Origin of the sequence: Mesorhizobium sp. M4A.F.Ca.ET.022.05.2.1 (assembly GCF_003998845.1) — a bacterium.
Lineage (GTDB): Bacteria > Pseudomonadota > Alphaproteobacteria > Rhizobiales > Rhizobiaceae > Mesorhizobium.
In genome coordinates this window covers 15,587-29,825 of record NZ_RZOJ01000036.1, presented here as the reverse complement: position 1 = coordinate 29,825, position 14,239 = coordinate 15,587, and the positions used below count along the sequence as shown (strand labels likewise).

At 63.6% G+C, this 14,239-nt stretch carries 13 protein-coding genes; 1 reads left to right on the top strand and 12 read right to left on the bottom strand.

Annotation, left to right across the window (positions count from 1 at the left end; genetic code table 11):
- Window positions 1-157: 157 nt before the first annotated feature.
- The 5 genes from ugpC to EN745_RS06830 form a co-directional block, all read right to left on the bottom strand.
- Window positions 158-1,270, bottom strand: coding sequence for a sn-glycerol-3-phosphate ABC transporter ATP-binding protein UgpC (gene ugpC, locus EN745_RS06850; RefSeq protein ID WP_127420845.1), 1,113 nt, complete (start codon window positions 1,268-1,270; stop codon window positions 158-160).
- Window positions 1,271-1,302: 32 nt separating this feature from the next.
- Window positions 1,303-2,967, bottom strand: a complete 1,665-nt coding sequence (locus tag EN745_RS06845) for an alpha-glucosidase (RefSeq protein ID WP_126056949.1) — start codon at window positions 2,965-2,967, stop codon at window positions 1,303-1,305.
- Between the two features lie 4 nt (window positions 2,968-2,971).
- On the bottom strand, window positions 2,972-4,126 hold the full coding sequence (locus EN745_RS06840; RefSeq protein WP_127420844.1) for a carbohydrate ABC transporter permease: 1,155 nt from the start codon (window positions 4,124-4,126) through the stop codon (window positions 2,972-2,974).
- A gap of 1 nt (window position 4,127) precedes the next feature.
- Window positions 4,128-5,141: a sugar ABC transporter permease gene (locus tag EN745_RS06835; RefSeq protein ID WP_126056951.1), complete on the bottom strand. Its 1,014-nt coding sequence runs from the start codon at window positions 5,139-5,141 to the stop codon at window positions 4,128-4,130.
- 291 nt (window positions 5,142-5,432) lie between these two features.
- On the bottom strand, window positions 5,433-6,788 hold the full coding sequence (locus EN745_RS06830; protein WP_126056952.1) for an ABC transporter substrate-binding protein: 1,356 nt from the start codon (window positions 6,786-6,788) through the stop codon (window positions 5,433-5,435).
- A 388-nt stretch (window positions 6,789-7,176) separates the two neighbouring features.
- Here EN745_RS06830 and EN745_RS06825 point away from each other — a divergent pair, with 388 nt between their 5' ends.
- Window positions 7,177-8,199: a substrate-binding domain-containing protein gene (locus EN745_RS06825; RefSeq protein WP_126056953.1), complete on the top strand. Its 1,023-nt coding sequence runs from the start codon at window positions 7,177-7,179 to the stop codon at window positions 8,197-8,199.
- A gap of 213 nt (window positions 8,200-8,412) precedes the next feature.
- On the opposite strand, the gene EN745_RS06820 is transcribed toward EN745_RS06825, so the two are convergent.
- The 7 genes from EN745_RS06820 to EN745_RS06790 all read right to left on the bottom strand — a co-directional run bounded on the left by EN745_RS06820 (window position 8,413) and on the right by EN745_RS06790 (window position 14,235).
- Complete coding sequence (locus EN745_RS06820) at window positions 8,413-8,601, bottom strand: hypothetical protein (protein ID WP_127420843.1); 189 nt, start codon at window positions 8,599-8,601, stop codon at window positions 8,413-8,415.
- Window positions 8,598-8,825, bottom strand: a complete 228-nt coding sequence (locus tag EN745_RS06815) for a hypothetical protein (protein ID WP_126056955.1) — start codon at window positions 8,823-8,825, stop codon at window positions 8,598-8,600. Before EN745_RS06815 ends, EN745_RS06820 begins: the two co-directional genes overlap by 4 nt.
- Window positions 8,826-9,047: 222 nt before the next feature.
- A complete protein-coding gene (locus tag EN745_RS06810; RefSeq protein WP_127420842.1) occupies window positions 9,048-10,106 on the bottom strand; it encodes an aminopeptidase in 1,059 nt (352 codons plus the stop codon).
- A gap of 345 nt (window positions 10,107-10,451) precedes the next feature.
- Window positions 10,452-11,906, bottom strand: coding sequence for a S8 family serine peptidase (locus EN745_RS06805; protein WP_127420841.1), 1,455 nt, complete (start codon window positions 11,904-11,906; stop codon window positions 10,452-10,454).
- Window positions 11,896-12,564, bottom strand: coding sequence for an anti-sigma factor (locus tag EN745_RS06800; RefSeq protein ID WP_127420840.1), 669 nt, complete (start codon window positions 12,562-12,564; stop codon window positions 11,896-11,898). The genes EN745_RS06805 and EN745_RS06800 overlap by 11 nt, the downstream gene beginning before the upstream one ends.
- On the bottom strand, window positions 12,561-13,127 hold the full coding sequence (locus EN745_RS06795; RefSeq protein WP_126056959.1) for a sigma-70 family RNA polymerase sigma factor: 567 nt from the start codon (window positions 13,125-13,127) through the stop codon (window positions 12,561-12,563). The genes EN745_RS06800 and EN745_RS06795 overlap by 4 nt, the downstream gene beginning before the upstream one ends.
- A 268-nt stretch (window positions 13,128-13,395) precedes the next feature.
- On the bottom strand, window positions 13,396-14,235 hold the full coding sequence (locus EN745_RS06790; protein ID WP_126056961.1) for an alkaline phosphatase family protein: 840 nt from the start codon (window positions 14,233-14,235) through the stop codon (window positions 13,396-13,398).
- Between the last annotated feature and the right edge of the window lie 4 nt (window positions 14,236-14,239).

The window sequence follows — 14,239 nt, the reverse complement described above, 5'->3', positions numbered from 1 at the left end:
CGTCGGGCGACGTTGAGAAGTCCGCCCCTCAGGGCAGCGATCGCAACCTGTTCGGCCGCTAACAGCCGGACAGAGCCGCCCATTCCGGTTCCACCGGCTGGCTGAATACCAGAGCGGCGGGCAGTGCCCGCCGCTCTTGTTTTGTCCAACGTGAAGTTCAGGCCGCCTTCGCTGCCGCCATGTGCAGCGTGAAGGAGTGGCCGTCCGCATCGAAGATGTGCAGGTCGCCGGCATCGGCGTTGAGCCGCAGCACAGCACCTCGCTTGACCTCGACATTGCCCGGCAGTTTCGTCACCAGCGGCAGGTCGGCGCGGCCGATGTCGACATAGACGAGTTGGACCTCGCCAAGCTGCTCGACATAGTCCACCGTTCCCTCGAACAGATACTCCGTGCCGGTAGCGATCGCCAGGTCTTCCGGCCGCACGCCGAAACTTACCGCCGCGCCATTCGCCGAGGCAGGGGTCGCGATCGGAACCGTCGCCTTGCGGCCGCCGACATGGCTGATGATGGTCGGATCGCCGGCCTTTTCGATCTTCGCCGGCAGAATGTTCATGGCCGGCGAGCCGATGAACTGGGCGACGAACAGATTGCCGGGCCGCTTATAGAGCTCCATCGGCGTGCCGACCTGCTCGATGCGGCCTTCCTTCAGCACCACGATCCGATCGGCCAGCGTCATCGCCTCGACCTGATCGTGGGTGACGTAGATCATCGTGGTGTTCGGCATTGATTCCTTCAGCTTGGCGATCTCGATGCGGGTGGCGACGCGAAGTGCCGCGTCGAGATTGGACAGCGGCTCGTCGAACAGGAACACTTTCGGATTGCGCACGATGGCGCGGCCAATGGCAACGCGCTGGCGCTGGCCACCCGACATCGCCTTGGGCAGCCGGTCGAGATATTTGGTCAACTGCAGGATCTCGGCCGCCTGCCGCACCCGCTTGTCGATCTCGGCCTTGCTTTCCTTGCCGATCTTCATCGAGAAGGCCATGTTGTCGTAGACGGTCATGTGCGGATAGAGCGCGTAGGACTGGAACACCATGGCGATGCCGCGTTTCGACGGCGGCACGTCGTTGACGACCTCGCCAGCGATCTTGAGCTCGCCCGAGGTGATCTCCTCCAGCCCGGCGATGGACCTCAGCAAGGTCGACTTGCCGCAACCGGACGGGCCGACGAAGACGATGAACTCGCCCGACTTAATGTCGAGGTCGATGCCATGCAGGATGTTGAGATTGCCGTATGATTTCTTCACTTGCCTCAGCGTGACATCGGCCATGATTTCCTCCCAATGACGTCCGTTTCAAAAACTCAGTCGATGCGGCCGAACCAGGCGCCGTAGCCGCCAAGGCGGATGGAGCCGGCGCCAGCTTGGCTCGAAAAACCGTGCCCCGGCAAGGGCTGAAGCGAGCCGCCGCCGAGATCGACCTCGGCCGGCTTGCTGCCCAGGTTGAAGACGCAGACGACGCGCTCATTGCCCTCGCGGCGGGTGAAGGCGACGGTGTCGCCCGCGCTTTCGATGAAGTCGATATCGCCCTTGGCCAGCGCCGGATGCTGGCGGCGGAAGGCGAGGAAGCGCCGGTAGTGCTCGAGCAGCGAGCTTGGGTCGCCCTGCTGCACGCTCACAGCCTGCGAAAGATGCTTGCCGGGCACCGGCAGCCAGGGCTTGGCCGCCGAGAAGCCGCCATTCTTGGCGGCGGCATCCCACACCATCGGCGTGCGGCAGCCATCGCGGCCCTTGAATTCGGGCCAGAAGCGGATGCCGTAGGGATCCTGCAGGTCCTCGAACATGAGTTCCGCCTCGCCGAGGCCGAGTTCCTCGCCCTGATAGAGGCAGACCGAGCCGCGCAGCGACATCAGCAGCGCCGAGATAACCTTGAGATAGGCGGTCGGATCGGCCTCGCTGGCGGCCCAGCGCGAGGCCGGCCGCATCACGTCGTGATTTGAGAAAGCCCAGCACGACCAGCCGTCGCTGGCGACCTTGCCGAAGGCCTCCAGCACCGCGCGCACCTTGGCGGCGCTGATCTTCTCGGGTGCGAGGAAGTCGAAGGAATAGCACATGTGGACGCGCTTGCCGCCGGCGGTGTAGGCGGCCACCACTTCCAGGCCGCGCTGCGAATCGCCGACTTCGCCGACCGCTGCCTGCGCCGGATATTCGTCGAGCAGGGCGCGGAAGCGTTCGAGGAAGCCGAGGTTCTCCGGCCGGCTCTTGTCGTAGATATGGTCCTGGTAGTTGTAGGGGTTGACGGCCGGAGCCGTCTGGTCGTTGCGCTCCTCGGGCGGCAGCGGCGGATTGTTCTCCAGCCCCTGGCTGTGGAAATAGAAATTGATGGTGTCGAGGCGGAAGCCGTCGACACCGCGCTCCAGCCAGAAACGGGTGACGTCGAGCAGCGCGTCCTGGACCTCCGCGTTGTGGAAGTTGAGGTCGGGCTGCTCGGCGAGGAAATTGTGCAGGTAGTATTGCTGGCGGCTGGTGTCCCATTGCCAGGCCGAGCCGCCGAAGATCGACAGCCAGTTATTGGGCGGCGTGCCGTCCGGCCTGGCGTCGGCCCACACATACCAGTCGGCCTTCGGATTGCTGCGGCTCGAACGGCTTTCCTTGAACCAGGGATGGATGTCGGCGGTATGTGACAGCACCTCGTCGATCATCACCTTGAGGCCAAGCCGATGCGCCTCCGCCACCAGCGTATCGAAATCGGCGAGCGTGCCGAACATCGGGTCGACGTCGCAATAGTCCGATACGTCGTAACCGAAGTCCTTCATCGGCGACTTGAAGAAGGGCGATATCCAGATGGCATCGACGCCGAGCGAGGCGATGTAGGGCAAGCGCCGGACAATGCCCTTCAGGTCACCGATGCCGTCGCCATTTGAGTCCTGGTAGCTGCGCGGATAGATCTGGTAGATCACCGCGCCCCGCCACCAGTCGCGATCGACGGCGGGGTCGGGCCTCGACGTCGCCTTCAAAGCCGATTGCATTGTCTCAACCTCCTTTCACCGAGCCGGCAAGCAGCCCGCGTACGAAATAGCGCTGCAGCGAGAAGAACACGATCAGCGGCACGATGATGGTCACGAATGCCGATGTCGTGAGGATCTCCCAGTCACCGCCGCGCGAGCCGAGCAGCGCGTTCAGCTTGGCGGTCAGCACGATCTGGTCGGCCTCTGTACCGAGGAAAACCATCGCCACCAAGAGATCGTTCCACACCCACAGGAACTGGAAGATGGCGAAGGAGGCGAGCACGGGGAACGACAGCGGCAGCACGATCTTGACGAAGATCTCGAAATCGCTGGCGCCGTCGATGCGCGCCGATTCCATGATCTCGCGCGGCAGCCCGGCAATGTAGCTCCTGAGCAGATAGATGGCGAAGGGCAGGCCGAAGCCGGTATGCGCCAGCCAGATGCCAAGATAGGTCTTGGACGGCACGCCGAAGAACGAGCCGACGCCGTTGTAGAGCTTGAGCAGCGGTATCAACGACATCTGCAGCGGCACGACGAGCAGGCCGATGATGACCGCGATCAAAAGCGCTCGGCCGGGAAAGCGCATCCAGGCCAGCGCGTAGGCCGCGAAGGCCGCGATCAGGATCGGGATGACGGTGGCCGGAATGGTCACCGTCAGCGAGTTCATGAAGGAGCGGCCGATGCCTTCCGAGAACAGCACCGTCTTGTAGTTGTCCGTGGTGAACTTCGGCGGCGCCGACGACGCGAAATAGACGCGCTGGCCGCGGTCGCCCTCGAGGGCCTTGGGCGAGGCAAGCACGAAGCTGCCGTCGGCATTGACCTGCAGGGTCACGCCGTCGCCGAGATCGGCGGTCGAGCCGGCCGGATATTGCGTCGGCGCGGCCGACTTGACGCCGAAGGCGCTGATATCGCGCTTGGCGCCGTCGCCGAAGATGTTGCCCTCGATGACGAACTTGCCGTCCTTCTCGACCTGCGCCGAGGCGGCGGGCAGCCGCCCGGCTTCGGTCTGGCTGGAGCTGGCGAACGAGTTCCACCAGCCGGAAGCGATGATCTGGTCCTTGTCGCGCAGCGAGGAGACGAGGATGCCTAGCGTCGGCACGGTCCAGATGGCGACGAAGATCAGCACCGCGATGTGGACGCCGAAACGGCTGGCAAAGGACTTTCCGGTCGATGCGGCCATTTCAGTGTCCTCCCGTCTCTTTGTTGGCCTGGCGGATGTTCCAGACCATGATCGGGATGACCGCGATCATGATTATGATGGCTATCGTTGCGCCGCGGCCGAAATCGCCGCCACCGCGGAACATCCAGTCGAACATCAGATTGGCCAGCACCTGGCTGTTCCATTGACCGTTGGTCATGGTCAGCACGATGTCGAAGACCTTCAGCACCAGGATGGTGATAGTGGTCCAGACCACGGCGATGGTGCCCCATATCTGCGGCACCATGATCTTCCAGAAGATCTGGAACGGGTTGGCGCCGTCGATCACCGCGGCCTCGATCGTCTCCTCGGGAATGCCGCGCAGCGCCGACGACAGGATCACCATGGCAAAGCCGGTCTGGATCCAGATCAGGATGACCATCAGGAAGAAATTGTTCCAGAACGGCAGCGATATCCAGACCTGCGGCTGCCCGCCGAAAAACTGGATGATGGCGTTGAGCAGGCCGATCTGGACCTGGCCTTCGCCGCGATACTCATAAATGAATTTCCAGATCACGCTGGCGCCGACGAAGGAAATCGCCAGCGGCAGGAAGATCAGGCTCTTGGCGATGGTGCCCCACCAGATTTTGTCGGTCAGCACGGCGATGATCAGACCGAGGAAAGTGCAGGCCGCCGGCACTACGGCCAGCCAGACGATGTTGTTGAGGATCGAGTTGCGGAACTCGCGGTCGCCGAACGCCCATTCGTAGTTGGCGAGGCCGACGAAGCTCGCGCCGCCGCGATCGAGGAACGACAGTCTGAGCGTCTCGACGACGGGGTAGATCAGATAGATGGTCAGGATGATCATCGCTGGACCGACGAACAGCCAGGGACGGATCAACCCCTGCCGGCGCAGGTTGTCGACGGCGGCAGTGCCGCTGACGCCGCGCGAGGGAAAGATGGTGTCGAGCGCCTTGTTGGCGCCCCAGAAATAGGCGACGCAGCCGCCGACTCCGACGATGATGACGAATATGGCCGAGAAAATCTGAGCCGCCATGGGTCCCTCTCCCCTGCGCAAGATCCGCCAGGACTGAAATGATCGTGGCGATCGTGCGCTGTTCTCGTTGTTGGGGCGCGAACGGGACATGAAAGCGGAATATCCGCCCTCCCCGGCGCGCCGCATGCCGGAATGTCTACGCTTTCACGACAGGGCTTTCACGACTGGTACCTGGTTCACCCCGATCCGACCGGGATGAGATACTGTGATGGGCCAGCTGGATCCGGGCGCGAAAGGCCCGGATCCGCTTGGGAGGAGGAAGCAAGAGCTTCCGGCTAGGCGAACGACCGGCTACTTGATCGCGTCCCAGCTCTTCTGGATGTCGGTGGCGACATCCTGGGCGGACTTGCCGCCGACGAGGTCGATCATGCCGGTCCAGAAGGAGCCGGCGCCGATCTTGCCCGGCATCAGATCGGAACCGTCGAAGCGGAAGGTCGAGGCGTTGGCGAGGATCTCGCCCTGCTTCTTCAGCGCGTCGCTGGCATAGGCGTCCTTGTTGACCCCCTTGAACGGCGTCACGAAACCGCCCTGGGCCATCCAGATCTCGTGCGCCAGCGGCATCTTCAGGAATTCGATGAAGGCGCGAGCCGCCTTCGAATCCTTGGTGATCATGGCCAGCGTGCCGGCGCCGAGCACCGGGGTGCCGAGCTCGGGCTTCGAGGCATAGGGCGGGAAGTAGAAGAAGTCGGCATCCTGGCCGAGCTTCGTGCCCTCGGGGAAGAAGGTCGGGATGAACGAGGCCTGATGGTGCAGGTAGCACTTCGGCGGCACCGCGAAGAGGCCCTTCGGGCTGTCGCGGAAGTCGGTCGCCGCTACCGCCTTGGCGCCGCCGTCGACCATCTTGTCGTCGGTCGCGATCTTGCCGAAGATGTCAATGGCGTTGACCACCGCCGGATCGTTGAACGGGATCTCGTTCTTTACCCACTTGTCGTAGACATCGGGGGTCTGCGTGCGCAGCATGATGTCCTCGACCCAGTCGGTCGCCGGCCAGCCGGTGGCGCCGCCGGAGCCGAGACCGATGCACCACGGCTTGCCGCCGTCGGCGATGATCTTCTTCTCAAGCTCGGCGAGTTCTTCCTGCGTCTTCGGGACCTTGTAGCCGGCTTCCTCGAAATTGTCCGGCGAATACCAGACCAGCGACTTCACATCGGCCTTGTAGGGGAAGGCGAAGAAGCCCGGCTTGCCGTCCTTGTCCTTGAAGGTGCCGAGATCGACCCAGGACTGGCCGGCGCCGTAATTGTCCTTGACCCATTTGGCGGTGTCGTCGCCAAGCGGCGTCAAAAGGCCCTTGGAAGCCAGGTCCTGGATCAGGCCCGGCTGCGGCAGCACGGCGATGTTGGGCGGGCTGCCGGCCTGGGTGTCGATGACGATCTGCTGTTCGTAATTCTCCGACGAGGAGTACTTGATCTCGACGCCGGTGGCTTCCTGGAAATATTCGAGAACGGTGCGCACAAGGCCTTCGTCCTCGCCGCGCCATGGCCCGAAGATGGTCAGCGTCTCGCCCTTGAGGTCGACCTTCTTGAGGTCCTCGTAGTTCTGCCAGTTGAAGCGCGGGTCCTCGCCCGGCTTGAACTTCAGTTCGGCTTGCGCCGGCAGGCTCAAGGCCAGCGTCGCGAACGCGGCGCCCAGCAGAAGCATTTTCTTCATCGATATTCCTCCCAGTGGTCACAAACAATCGGACGGAATTTCCATTCCGCCAATCGAACGGAACCTCCATTCCGTCCGCCGACGCCGCAGGACTGTGACTCAGTCAGAAAGGAACCGCAACCTTTCGAAGAGTCTTCCAAAGCGCTTTGGTCGTTTTGATCTCGCCATTGAATCAACCGGAAGTCAAGAGGGGGCAGAAAGCTAATCGATTTAATTTCTGCAAATAGGTGCGCAGAAAGTGCACTGCAGCACGTTTTTTTGGCGCTGCAGCAGTAAATTTTGCTTCAAACCCATCTGAACGATGCTTATGGTCGGCGCGTTCGACGTCACCAGCGTTGGTTGTCGTTTTGACTCAAATTAAAAGCGCTTTGAGGCTTGGAGGCCTCCGGTGAATCTTAAACAGCTCGCTCACATGCTGGCGCTGTCGCAGACCACGGTGAGCCGGGCACTGAACGGCTATCCCGAGGTCAACGAGGAAACGCGGCGGCGGGTGATGGACGCGGCCAAGCGACATGGCTACCGCCCCAATCCGAGCGCGCGCCGACTGGCGACCGGCAAGACCGGGATGATCGGCTATGTGCTGCCGACCGGCGCCGCCGTCGACATCGATCCGCACTTCGTCGAGTTCCTGTCCGGCCTCGGCGACTATGCCCGCTCGCACGAGCTCGACCTGGTGCTGTCGCCGGCGGACGCCGACGACCAGGAGACCACCTACCGGCGCATCGTCGCCAACCGGCAGGTCGACGCGGTCTACATCTCCTCGCCGCGGCCGGCCGATCGGCGGGTGGCGCTGCTCAACACGCTCGGCATCCCCTTCATCGTCCATGGCCGCAGCGAGGGCTTCGACTTCGACTATGCCTTCCTCGACATCGACAACGAGGGCGCCTTCCACGAGGCGGCGCGGCTGCTGGTCCAGCTCGGCCACAGGCGGCTGGCGCTGATCAACGGCGACGACCGTGAGACCTTCGCCATCCATCGCGAGCGCGGCATGCGCCGGGCACTCACCACGACTGGCCTCGTGCTTGGCGAGCGCCATATCTGTTCGCTCACCATGACCGAGGAGAACGGCTACCGCGCCGCCAGGCGCCTGCTCGAACAGAGCGAGCCGCCGACGGCGATCGCCTGCTCCAGCCTGATCATGTCGCTCGGCGTGGTGCGCGCGGTGCGCGATCTCGGCCTGACCATTCCGGGCGACCTGTCCTTGATCGCGCATGACGATGTCTTTCCGTGGCTGAAGCCGGAGAATTTCCCCGTGCCGCTGTCGACGACGCGCTCGTCGATCCGGCTCGCCGGCGCCCGCGTCGCAGAGCGCCTGGCGGCGCGCATATCAGGACTCGAGGAGGGCGCCCGCGGCGAGGTCTGGCCGGTCGATCTGGTGGTGCGGGGGTCGGTGGCGGGCGCGCCGGGTTAGGATCAAAACTCAATCGCTCGCAGCGACGGAGTCCGAACTGCCGCTATGCGCCTGATATCGGTCAACGAGCCGAACTTCGTTGGGGCGCAGCAGCGGGCATGACCGGCGCCAACCACCTCGGCCACAATCATATTGATATCAAACGGCAAGAACCGAAACAGCGGCCGCAACTCGCCGCATCGCTGCGCGAACTTCCAGCCGGATGATGTCGCCTTACGGCTGCGCGCGCCCGTCCGCGCGAGCGTTCGCCTCAGCAAGCCTCGCCAGCGCCTGCTCGACCTTCTCTCCCGCGGCGTCCGTCAGTTCGATATGATGCACGACCTGATGCGTCAGCAGCGCGAGCCTAGCAGCACGATTTGTGGCGCTATGCTTGGCAGTCTCGATGTCAAAGGTCGCTATCATCGGGCTGCCGCCCTCAGTGGGTGGTTGGTCCGATCGATCTTCATCAGGCGCGCTCTTGCATCAAGGACACGCCGTCGCGCCGACGTGATCCGGCAGCAAAGCGCCAAGTTGATACCGACGCCGCACTCTTCGTTGAGCATCTCCTCAGCACGCTCAAGGGCGAGTTCCGCCCGGTTCACGCGTTGCCTCGCGATTGCAAGTTCCAAGTTCTGAAAGTCAAACATTCCACATCCTTGGTTGCGGTCCCTTCGATGGCTAAACAGCCGCTGATCGCATTCGTTCCGACGATGCGACAATAGGGCCGGCGCTCCTGCGCCGAAGGCATTTGGCGAAAGAAGGCCTGGACTGGTCGGTCGGGTCAAACTCCTGAGGGGCGCCGACAAGCTTCGCCACGTGCCGCTCGAGGAACTTCGTAAGGAGACGCTTCGGCCTTTACATTGACGGGCTCAATAGCAGCTATCTGCCGCCGCAAGTGTTTCGGCGCGATGAGGTTCGTCCAGTACGCCAATCCGTCGAACCGACGCATAGAACCGTGCATAGTTGCCCGAACACAAGTCGAACAGGCGGAGAAATGCGGTCACCCGATCACTGTAAACGGAAGTCGCGGCGAGCTTTGCGTTGTTGATTGGGGAGGCGAACCAGGCATCGTATCCCCGGTATCGACCCCAGCGCCTGTCGCGCATGTGTCGGTAGCGCGTCCGCAGCCGTTCAATCGCGGCCATCTTTGCGGCCCGCTTCTGCTCCGAGGTGCCGGAGTTGCCATAGATTTGTCCTAGCTCGTCCCGGGTTTGGGAGACAAGCGTAAGAAATTCAGCTTTGCGCCTCTCAGCGGCTTCGTAACGGCGCAATTGCGCAGTAGCGCCAGCGGCGCGCAGCCATTTTTTTACCCCGGTTGTTTCGACGGCGACAGCGAACGCCTCGCTGAATGCGGAATCGCCGTGCACGTAGACGCGCTGGTGGGCCAGTTCATGGAAAACCAGCGCAGCAAGATATGTCTCATCCTGGCTGAGCATCGTGCTTAACAGCGGGTCACTTGACCAGCCAAGCGTGGAATAGGCAGTGATGCCGGTCACAAAGACGTCCATGCCCTGTCCTTGAAGTTCGACGGCGGTTTCAGTCGCAGACTTCTTGGAGAAATATCCTCGATAGGGGACGCAGCCGAAAACGGGAAAACACCATGTTCGTGGCGTCAGCGAGAATTCCGGCGCGGCAAAGACGGCATAGGTCACCGAGTCCCGACCGATGTCGACATAGCTGCGGTAGCTGCTGTTATCGGGCAGCGCCAGTTCATCAGTTGCAAACTGTCGTATGGCGCTCGCCGATACCATTCGGGCGCGCAATGCCTTCGGCGTCGAAGGGTCCTCGATCAGTTTTCCGACATCCCTGCGCGCCGTCATGATCTGCAGATGACCCTGCACGGATTGCGCGTAGTAGGAAACACTGATGCAACCGGTCAAGCCGGACACCACGATCATAACGGCAACCAATCGATAGAATGTGCGCATCACGATTTGCCCATTCCGATAGGGCAATTGTCGCGATTGGCCCGTGGTGGCCGAAGCTGAAGCATCGTGGGACTCTCACAATACGACCCCGCAGTGCAGCGGCGCGAGGGAACTGAAATCTGATCATAGTGCCCTCTCGGGCCCGCCGAGACTGTCATGGACCGAGGCCAGCCATTCGCGGCTATCGAGCTATCGCGGACCCCAGAAACGGTCAGTTTGCTTCCAGTCCCATCTCGGTCATTCTGTAACTGCTGTCGAATGACCGTTAATGACTTCCACTGCCACCAATCCAGGCCATTGGCGACAAGTTTGTTGATTGGGCACCCGATCCATCTCGACTGAAGCTCATTCCTTCTTCACAGCTTCCGCCGCCTTGGTGTCCAGCAGGCCGTAGCCGAAGTCATTGTCCCTGCCCTTCGGGCCGAGATCCCTTGCGGTATCGGCCAGCGCCTTCTCGATTTCGTCGGCCGAACGGTCGGGCGCGACATGGATCAGGTTGGCGATGGCCCCGCTGACGATCGCGGCGGCAAAGGACGTGCCGGTGACGACGTCGGAGCCGGCGCCGCTCGGCGCCACCATCTCGACGCCGGGGGCCGAGATGAAGACATAGGCGCCGCGATTGGCCTGCGGCATCAACCCGTCCTTGGCATCGGTGGCGGTCACGGCGATGACACCGTCAAAGGCCGCCGGGTAACCATAGGGAGCTTTCGGCCCGTTGTTGCCGGCGGCGGCGACCAGCACGATGCCCAGCGAGCGAGCGTTGCGGCAAGCAATGCCGAGCAGGTCATTCTTCGGGCCGACGAAGCTCATGTTGATGATGCGCACGTCCTGCTCCGCCGCCCAGTCGAGCGCCGAAAGGATGACGTCCATGGTCGACTTGCCACCCTCGAAGGCACGGGCATGGTAGATCTTTGCCCCCGGCGCCATGCCTTTGAGCGCGCCGACGCCGGCGATCAGGCCATCGATCGAGGTGCCATGGTCGCGCTTTTCGACCGGCACGTTGGGCATGGCGTCGAACTGGTCGGCGATGACGCCCGACAGCGCCGCGTTGGTGTCGTCGATTCCGGTGTCGATGACGGCGACGCGCACATTCTCGCCGCTCGCCGCCTTGGCGTCGAGCGCGATGCGATCGAAGGCATAGTTGACGATACCGGCCGCCTGCTGCAGCGAATAGACATGGTTGGGCTCACGCCGTCTTGTGCGGCCGTCGGCGGCAAGCTGCGCCAGCACGACGCCGACCGGACGGCCGTCGGGAATGCCGAACCGCGCCAGCGTGGTGCCGAGCAGGCGCGACTGGCGCTCGGAGCGCACTTCGAGGCCGAAGGAAGCAGCGATCTGCTGTACGGTAGCGGCATCGCCGTCGACCGTCACCAGCACCTCGTCGGGCACGAAATCACCGACGATGGCGCGCTGCGGCTCGGTGGCGATGAGGTCGGTCGGCGAAATGATCGGGCCGCCAAGTGCCGGCGCCTGCACGGGCGGCGCGGGCGGAGCCGGCGGCGGCAGAGTACTGGCCGGATCGCGGCGCGGGTCGGGCGTCGGCAGCGGCGCCGCACCGCCGGGAGGATTGGGAAACAGGTCGACGATCAGCGCCGGCAGAAAGACGGCGCCGCCGCCGACAGACCCGGTGCCGGACGTCCCGCCATCCTTGGCGCAGTCGGCGCCGGCGGCGTTTGTCCGGTCGGCACAATCGGTTTGCGCCGGCGGCTGGTCCTTGCCCTGCGCAAAAACGGGCGCGGCGGCGATTGTCGTCGCCGCCAGCAGAAATCCAGCGAATGCGATGACTGCTCTAGCCGCCATCAACCGGTTTCCTTCCCTCAATCACAGCATCCGCGAAGGGCTGGGCGGCAATAAGGCCAAGCAGCTTGTCGTAGTCGGCGCTCGTCTTGGCCGGCAAGGCAATATGGAAGACGCCAGCGGCGGTCGGCCCGCCTGATATCTTCAGCCCATTCTGATCGAGGAAGGCGGCGATGTCGGACATCTTCGCCTCCGGCTTGAACTTGACGAGAGCGAACGGCAGCTTCGCCAGCTCGTCCCCGGTGCCGGCGACCTCGAAATCAGTGCCCTTGCCGCCGGGCTGCTCGAAGGATTGCACCACCACCAGCGCCAGCAACGCCGCTGCGGCCGCCCAGGCGACAGTGGCCGGCACAGCCAAGAAGCGATTGAGGGCCTGCGTGAGCCATGACGGGCTGGCCGGCGCACGCGCCGGACCGGCCTCGGCGTCGAGCGTCCGGGCAAATCGGCTCAGCGCGTCGGCCGGCGGGCGGATCGCCCCGTTGGCGGCAGCGGTGCCGGAGAATTCGGCCTCGGCCTCGCCGAGCGCGGCAAGCGCCGCCGGGTCGCTCGCAAGCCATTCCTCGACGGCTTCGAGCTCGGCGCCTTCCAGCGAGCCGTTCAGGTAGAACGGCAGCAGCGTTTCCATCTCGTCGCGGCGCGACATCTTTTCAGCGGCGCTCATGGCCACCCCCTGTCGTAACCGGCGGCCTTGAGGGCCTCACCGAGTTTCTTGCGGGCGTAGAACATTCTGGTCTTGACCGTGGCGACGGGAATGCCGAGCACCTCGCCAATCTCGGTCACCGACTGTCCGTGATAATAGGCAAGGTCGATCACCGTGCGATGTTCTTCCGGCAAGGCGTCGATGAAGCGCCGCAGGGCGGCGCCCTTGTCTTCCTTCATGGTGACGACTTCCGGCGTGTCGGCGCTGTCGGGGACCTGGGCCGCGTCATCGTCGTCGATCCAGTCCTCCTTCTTCTTGCGCAGCGAGGACAGCGCCTTGAAGCGGGCGATGCCGAGCAGCCATGTCGAGACTTCCGAGCGTCCTTCGAAGCTGGGCGCCTGGCGCCACAGCTCGAGGAACACCTCGTTCGCGATATCGTCGGCCATCATTTCCGATCCCGTCTGGCGCACCACGAAACGGTAGACCCGCGCGTGGTGACGCATGAACAGGAGCCGCACGGCAGCCCGGTCGCCCTTCGCGACCCGGTCGACAAGCGCCCGATCGGTCTCCATCGCCGCTGTCATGGCCGGTCGAGCCGCCTGGCTCCTCGTAGCTCTGTCGCCGATCGGTCCAAAAAGGTTCATCCTTCCGCCAAGGAATTTTCGGGAGGCTAACCGAAGAGCGGGGAGGTTGCCAGAGTATCTGCCTTCTCCCCGTCACTATACGGGGAGAAGGTGCCGGCAGGCGGATGAGGGGCGGCGCCGGCGTTGGCAATTGTCGATGTTGGCGCTGCCCCTCACCCTTACCCTCTCCCCGTATAGTGACGGGGAGAGGGGGCGCCAACGCCGCGTTTCACTCCAAAAACGCCTTCGCCCTCATCGTTGCCGGAACTGGCACGCCGAGGCGCTTCAGCACCGTCGGCGCCAGCTGCAACTGGTCCAGCAGCGTGTCTGGCTCGGGACCCTTGCCCGGACCGAAATAGTACAGGGCGAAATCCTGCATCTCGTCGTCGTGGCCGCCATGATGGCCGCGGTCGGTCTGGCCATGGTCGGCGGTGACGATCACTTCGTAGCCGGCTTGCCGCCAGACCGGCAGGAAGGCGGCGAGCATCGCGTCCATCGCATAGACGGCATGGTCCATCTCGTGGCAGTCATGGCCGAAGCGATGGCCCATCGAATCCAGCGTGCAGGTGTGCAAGATGCCGTAATCGATGCCGTGGCGCCTGGTCAGCATGGTCAGCGTCGCGAACAGGTCGACATCGCTCGGCGTCATCTGGTTCCTGGCGTTGTAGCCGGTCATGGTGTGGAAGCGGCCATGGGTGATCGACCCGCCCGGCTCGTCGAATTCCATGTCCTCGATGAGGTCGAACGGACAGGAGCGGAAGAATTCCGACCAATAGGAATGGGTGACGGCACCCGTCTTGCCGCTGGCCTTGCTGACCTCGGAGAAGATGTCCGGCTGCTGGACCCTGAACCGGTTCTCGTTGGAGAGGATGCCATGCACCTGCGGCGCAACCCCGGTGTGGATCGAGGCATAGCAGCAGGCCGAGGTCGACGGCAGCACCGAGCGCATCTTCCAGACCCGCGCCTCGCCCGACTGAACCCAGCCCTCGAGATTGCCCATCAGCCGGCGCCAGTTCCGGTAGGGCACGCCGTCAAGGATGATGAGCAGAAGCTTGGTCGCGAGCGCCACGGGT